General features: G+C 36.3%; 5 protein-coding genes. All 5 read left to right on the plus strand.

Annotated elements, in window-relative coordinates; genetic code table 11:
* Nucleotides 1–488: 488 nt before the first annotated feature.
* On the plus strand, nucleotides 489–1451 hold the full coding sequence (locus tag HMPREF1321_RS01535; protein WP_002671366.1) for an SIS domain-containing protein: 963 nt from the start codon (nucleotides 489–491) through the stop codon (nucleotides 1449–1451).
* A 145-nt stretch (nucleotides 1452–1596) separates the two neighbouring features.
* A complete protein-coding gene (rpsF, locus tag HMPREF1321_RS01540; RefSeq protein ID WP_002671370.1) occupies nucleotides 1597–1938 on the plus strand; it encodes a 30S ribosomal protein S6 in 342 nt (113 codons plus the stop codon).
* 4 nt (nucleotides 1939–1942) lie between these two features.
* A complete protein-coding gene (gene rpsR / locus HMPREF1321_RS01545; protein ID WP_009392221.1) occupies nucleotides 1943–2221 on the plus strand; it encodes a 30S ribosomal protein S18 in 279 nt (92 codons plus the stop codon).
* A gap of 17 nt (nucleotides 2222–2238) precedes the next feature.
* Nucleotides 2239–2766 carry a 50S ribosomal protein L9 gene (rplI, locus tag HMPREF1321_RS01550; RefSeq protein WP_002671376.1) on the plus strand — a complete coding sequence of 176 codons (528 nt, stop codon included), beginning with the start codon at nucleotides 2239–2241 and terminating at the stop codon, nucleotides 2764–2766.
* A 156-nt stretch (nucleotides 2767–2922) separates the two neighbouring features.
* A complete protein-coding gene (locus HMPREF1321_RS01555; RefSeq protein ID WP_034575456.1) occupies nucleotides 2923–5676 on the plus strand; it encodes a hypothetical protein in 2754 nt (917 codons plus the stop codon).
* The last annotated feature ends 127 nt before the right edge of the window (nucleotides 5677–5803 follow it).

Consider the following 5803-nt stretch of genomic DNA (forward strand, 5'->3'; position numbering starts at 1 on the left):
AAAGGGTATATAAGTAGTTAAGAATGAGGGATTAAGAGCGAAGATTGAAGAGTTAAAAAGTGTTAATTAAGCGAAAGGTAAAGACTGGAAAAACGAAAGGTTTAAAGTGAAAAATGGATAGGAGGACGAAGGTGATTTCAACTTTGCCAAAATCTCAAACTTTGACAAAGTATGTGGGGATAGTAAAAAATGTGAGTTTGAAGTAGAGAAGTGAGGCTGTACCTCAGAAATTAAACAAAATTGATTTCAAATTTAAAACAAAATCAAGGAAGTGCCTTGTAAAATGGTTTTTCAAGATTTCATCTTATACAGAAGGTCGTAGCACGGCAAACAGTTCTTTTTAGCCAAGAGAGTGTCGCAAAAAGCGAGAGAATAAAGCGTTTTAATTGTATAGAAAAGATGTTTGTTAGAAAGCAAAAAAGCGAATGGTGTTTTTATATGAACAAAAAAAGTATTACTTTTGCCTCACGCAAAACAATTTATTGAGAATGAAAACAGAAGAAATTATAACCATTGCCAAACAAACTATCAGTGAAGAAGCTCAGGCAGTTGCTAAATTAGTAGACTATATAGATGACGATTTTACTAAATCGATGGAGTATATATTGCAATCGAAGGGGCGTGTGGTGATTACGGGTATCGGGAAGAGTGCTATTATTGCTAATAAAATAGTGGCAACAATGAATTCTACTGGTACGCCTGCAATCTTTATGCACGCTGCTGATGCGATTCACGGTGACTTGGGCATCATACAACAGGACGATGTGGTGATATGTATTTCAAAAAGTGGTAATACGCCCGAAATAAAAGTATTGGTACCATTGCTTAAACGCGGTAATAACAAATTGATAGCGATTACTTCTAACAGAAATTCGGTTTTAGCCCAACAGGCTGATAGTGTGCTTTACGCTCACGTAGAGAAAGAGGCTTGCCCTAATAACTTAGCTCCGACGACTAGCACTACCGCTCAGTTGGTTTTGGGTGATGCCTTAGCGGTGTGTTTGCTTGAAATGAAGCATTTTGGTAGCAGTGATTTTGCTAAATATCACCCCGGTGGAGCATTAGGGAAACGTTTGTATTTGAAAGTGGCTGACATTGTAGTGCACAACCAAAAACCCGAAGTGGCTCCGGATACTGATATTAAGAAGGTGATTGTGGAAATATCGGAAAAGATGTTGGGGGTAGCTGCTGTGATTGATAATGGACGAATTGTGGGGGTAGTGACTGATGGGGATATCCGCAGAATGCTCAGTAAAACGGATAGTATAAAAGGATTGGTGGCTAAAGATATAATGAGTGCTAACCCTAAGACGATTGACTTAGAGAATTTGGCTATTGATGCGTTACACCTAATGGAGAAGAATAAAATTACGCAGTTATTGGTAACGCGTGAAGGGCAATACGAGGGGATTATACACTTGCATAATTTGATACAAGAAGGTTTAATATAGGTTTTAAGAAAGGTGAGAGAGTTGTGATAATTATTCATTGTCAGGTATTTGGATATTGTTTTGTAAAAAATATTGCAGATTATTTGGTCAGGTAAAATAATTGTAGTACTTTTGCACCTCGAATTAAAAATTAATCATTTTATTTATGAATCAATACGAAACTGTTTTCATTTTGAATCCCGTTTTATCTGATACACAGATAAAGGAAGCAGTAGAAAAGTTTGAGAATTTTCTTACTTCAAGGGGTGCAGAATTTGTAGCAAAAGAGAATTGGGGCTTGAAGAAATTAGCTTACCCAATCCAGAACAAGAAAAGCGGATTTTACCACCTCTTCGAGTTTAAAGTAGCTGGTGAAGTAATTGATGCTTTTGAATTGGAATTCCGTCGTGATGAGCGCGTGATGCGTTACCTGACTGTGAAATTAGACAAGCACGCCATTGAGTGGGCTGAAAAGAGAAGAGCAAAGTTAAACACTAAAAAAGCGTAAGAAAATGGCAGTAGAACAAAAAAAAGGAGATATCAAATATCTTACTCCGCTAAACATCGACACTTCAAAACAAAAGAAATATTGTCGTTTTAAAAAATTAGGTATTAAATACATTGATTACAAAGATGCTGACTTCCTCTTGAAGTTTGTAAACGAGCAAGGTAAGTTGTTACCTCGTCGTCTTACTGGTACTTCATTGAAGTTCCAACGCAAGGTGGCTACCGCTGTGAAGAGAGCACGCCACTTGGCATTAATGCCTTATGTAGCCGATTTATTAAAATAATAACAGGAGTAGAAACTATGGAAATTATACTAAAACAAGACGTACATAATTTAGGTTTTAAGGACGATGTCGTTACAGTAAAGAACGGCTACGGACGTAATTACCTCATTCCGCAAGGATTTGCAATTTTGGCTACTCCCTCAGCAAAAAAGGTATTAGCTGAAAATTTAAAACAGAAAGCTTACAAAGAGCAACACATTATTGATGAGGCTAAGAAAACAGCTCAAGCACTTTCGTCATTGGCGGTAAAAATTATTGCCAAAGTAGGTGCTGGAGATAAGCTTTTTGGGTCAATTAATAATGGTGATTTGGCACAAGAATTAGCCAAAGCTGGTCACGATATTGACAAGAAATTTATTTCTATCGCTGGTAACACCCTCAAACGTGCTGGGAAATACAATGCTTCTATCCGTTTACACCGTGAAGTAATTGTTGATTTTCCATTTGAAATTGTAGCAGAAGTAGCAAAAGTAGAGACAAAACCTGCAGAAAAGGCTGAAGAGCCCAAAGCGGAAATTGCTACTGAGCAACCTGCTGGAAACTAATAAATTATAAGGATTTAAATAGTTCATATCAATTATAATTTTTGATACCTATAAGGGAAATTTACCTTTGTAGGTATTTTTTTTACAATAAAATTTTTGTATATTAAAAATAATGTGTACTTTTGTACCAATTTTAGCAGAATCTCAAAAAATACTATGGAATCCAAAATTAATACAATAGGTCTAACAATATGGGGTTACAAGCAGGGATGCAAGGTGTTAGCCTCACAAGGAGTTAACTTTCAGCTGCAAGAAGTAAAGGACAGATTGAAAGATATCAGTGCCTTTATACGCATACACACCCCGCGTGTAGATTTTTACACATTGCAGTTTAGCAATAGTTACAAGATATACACACAATACCGTTCCTCAAAAGAAGTGAATGGACAAAGCGGTGTGTATATAGCCATTTCATTGTATATACCACATTTTTTACAATGGAGAGGGGTACGACAAGTATTGAACTTGTTAATGGATATGTACTTTGCAGAGCATATCAATTACGAGAACAATATTCCGTTACTCAATGAAAAAGAGGATATATTCCCATATTTTAATCTTCTGAGAGGGTATGAAAAGCAGTTGGTAGAAGAACCAGTAACGGCTTCTTTCGCATTAGACCAAAGCTATATGCCTAAGGTTTTCCCTTATATGGATATTTATGAGGTAGATAAGTACTTCAATATGCCTTACCGTCCTGAGTTTGAGAAATACCAAGACCTTGTGTTCTTGCGTAAAGAATTTGTGGAAGACCCTCGAGCTTATAGTATTGACTTCCTTTTTCCAGAATACGCAATACCTAGAACAAGTACCTCTACTTTCCAAACAACCAATGCAGGAGGAAGTAGTGGAGCTTCTCGGTTTGTGCCTTCTAATGCTAATATTAAGATATTAGCTTTTATGAAGAATGGTAAAGACGTGGGAGCTACCTATATGAACGAAGTCTTCTCGGACGATGATACTATTGAAGTGCTTCTTGAAAAGTCGAGATACCACGAGATGTTCTCTTATCACGATACGATTAAGAAAGCGATAAAAAGAGGTTATATCAAGAAAGTACAAAACAATTATACTTTTGATTTAATTCCGTTTGCTCCAAAAGAGTTTAAGGTGTACGTAGAAACTCCTCAACGAGAGTTTGAGAAATACATTTCGTTCTTATCATTAGAGAGTACGACTTTTAAAGCTAAACTATATTCTAATACAAAGGGATATTACTTTTTACTAAAAGGAGATGAGGCACGCAATGTATTCAACCTTAGTTACAATGGTATTGTTTTCAAGAGTAACTATATGGTAGATGATAGGGTGGCCTTATCAGTACCTTTTGAGAAGTATCAGTTTACGATTATTTCGAGCACTATAACTTCAGTATCTCTAAAAATCAATGGTATTGTATTCAGTAAAAACTTGCGCAGTGATTCGCCTGTAGAGATTGTTTTACCTGAGAACTTATACCATTTTGAGTTTGAAAATCAAGATACAGGAAGAGTTATTAGTATATCGAAGAGCGGGGAGGTTAATTTTGATAGAGCTAAAGGTGCTTACAATCCACAAATGATTGCCTCAGAGAGTCCTGAGTTTTCTAATGGTTTATCAGTAGTAAACAGAGGGGTTGCTACCACTGAACGAGGCGAAGCGATAGAGATGAACACTAAGTCTCGTGCGTTTTGGATAAAGATTGCTTCGGCTGTTGCTTTTGTTTTAATATTAGTAGGTGTAGGCTATTGGTTTATTTTCCCGATGCTTAAAAATCCTGTGAAGGCTTATGTAGCAATCAATTCGGAGAGTGAAATAGACGAAATGCACTTCTTAACCAATATAGATGAGCGCACTTACGAGATTGAGGATTCTTATATTAGGTTAAAAAAGAGCTTGCCTATCGCTGAGACAAAATTGGTTGTTAGCTTCAAAGAAGAGGGGAAAGACACCTTGTTATTAAGTGAAGAACAACTCAATAAGTTAGCTAAAATGGTGGAAGCAAATAGCAAAGATACTCTTAAAATAGATTTGATTTCACCTGCAATGGCATTTCTTTTGGATGTGAATAATTGGAAAGAAACTCACGCAGACCCTAAGGGAAGTCTTTTTATAGCAGAAGCCCAAAAGCGCAATTTCCTTACAGATAAATTACGACCTGAGTTTGAAAAAGCCGTATGGGAAAATTTCTTAAAGGATTTTGATTATTCTGCTTATAATAGTGAACAAGTAGATAGCCTTTTGCGTCCTTATTTAAAAGGAGGTAGTTCTGAATTGAAGTCTTATCAAACAGATTTGCAAAGAATAATTAGAGAGAGTAAAGCACGTGACCAAGTGGAAGTGGCTGTAGAAAGACCTAAGAGAGAAGAGCAACCAGCTACCAAACCTGAAGCAACTGTTGTTAATAGAAATGAAACTACAGTAGGAAGAACACCTAAAACAGTTACCCCTTCTTACAATACTGAAAGACCTGTAACTATAAGTGAGCCACGTGATCCTAAAACAGTGAAACGAGGAGAGAATACTACTCGACCTATCGCTAAAAATGTATCGCTTACAGAAACCTTTGTTACAGATATGAAACGCTTTAATTCACAGGCTTGTTCTGAAGAAGTTGTAGATAGAGTGAAAATGAATTTAAAGCGTTTGGAAGGCAATGATTGGAGTGTGGTAATGTTTGAATTTAACCAAGGTAGAAGAGAGATAGAGGAACGTGCGAACCAATATAGTATGTTCTTCACAGCACTTAAAAATGGTACTTCTATTGACCAAGTTAAACCTTCTTACTTTGGAGGACAGACTAGCTTGATTAATTATCTTAAAAAAGGAACCAACTACGAATTGGTAAAAGGGAAGGCTAATCTCAAAACTTTTGCTGATATTCGCCAAGCTATTGTGAATATGGGGGTAGACCCCAAAACAATTCGCTAAGAGATATTGCCTTTTATACTAAAACCTATGCTTATGTTAGAAGTTTTCGACAATCTCGAAGCTTTACTTAAAGGCTTTTGGTTAGTAGCGATTCGCGTAACAGTGATATTTTTAGAACAATTATAAT

This window comes from Capnocytophaga sp. oral taxon 412 str. F0487, from assembly GCF_000271925.1.
Lineage (GTDB): Bacteria > Bacteroidota > Bacteroidia > Flavobacteriales > Flavobacteriaceae > Capnocytophaga > Capnocytophaga ochracea.

What these genes read in the sequence shown, in the direction of transcription:
- HMPREF1321_RS01535 (WP_002671366.1), top strand. Translation starts at nt 489, where the DNA reads ATGAAAACAGAAGAAATTATAACCATTGCCAAACAAACTATCAGTGAA.
- rpsF (WP_002671370.1), top strand. Translation starts at nt 1,597, where the DNA reads ATGAATCAATACGAAACTGTTTTCATTTTGAATCCCGTTTTATCTGAT.
- rpsR (WP_009392221.1), top strand. Translation starts at nt 1,943, where the DNA reads ATGGCAGTAGAACAAAAAAAAGGAGATATCAAATATCTTACTCCGCTA.
- rplI (WP_002671376.1), top strand. Translation starts at nt 2,239, where the DNA reads ATGGAAATTATACTAAAACAAGACGTACATAATTTAGGTTTTAAGGAC.
- HMPREF1321_RS01555 (WP_034575456.1), top strand. Translation starts at nt 2,923, where the DNA reads ATGGAATCCAAAATTAATACAATAGGTCTAACAATATGGGGTTACAAG.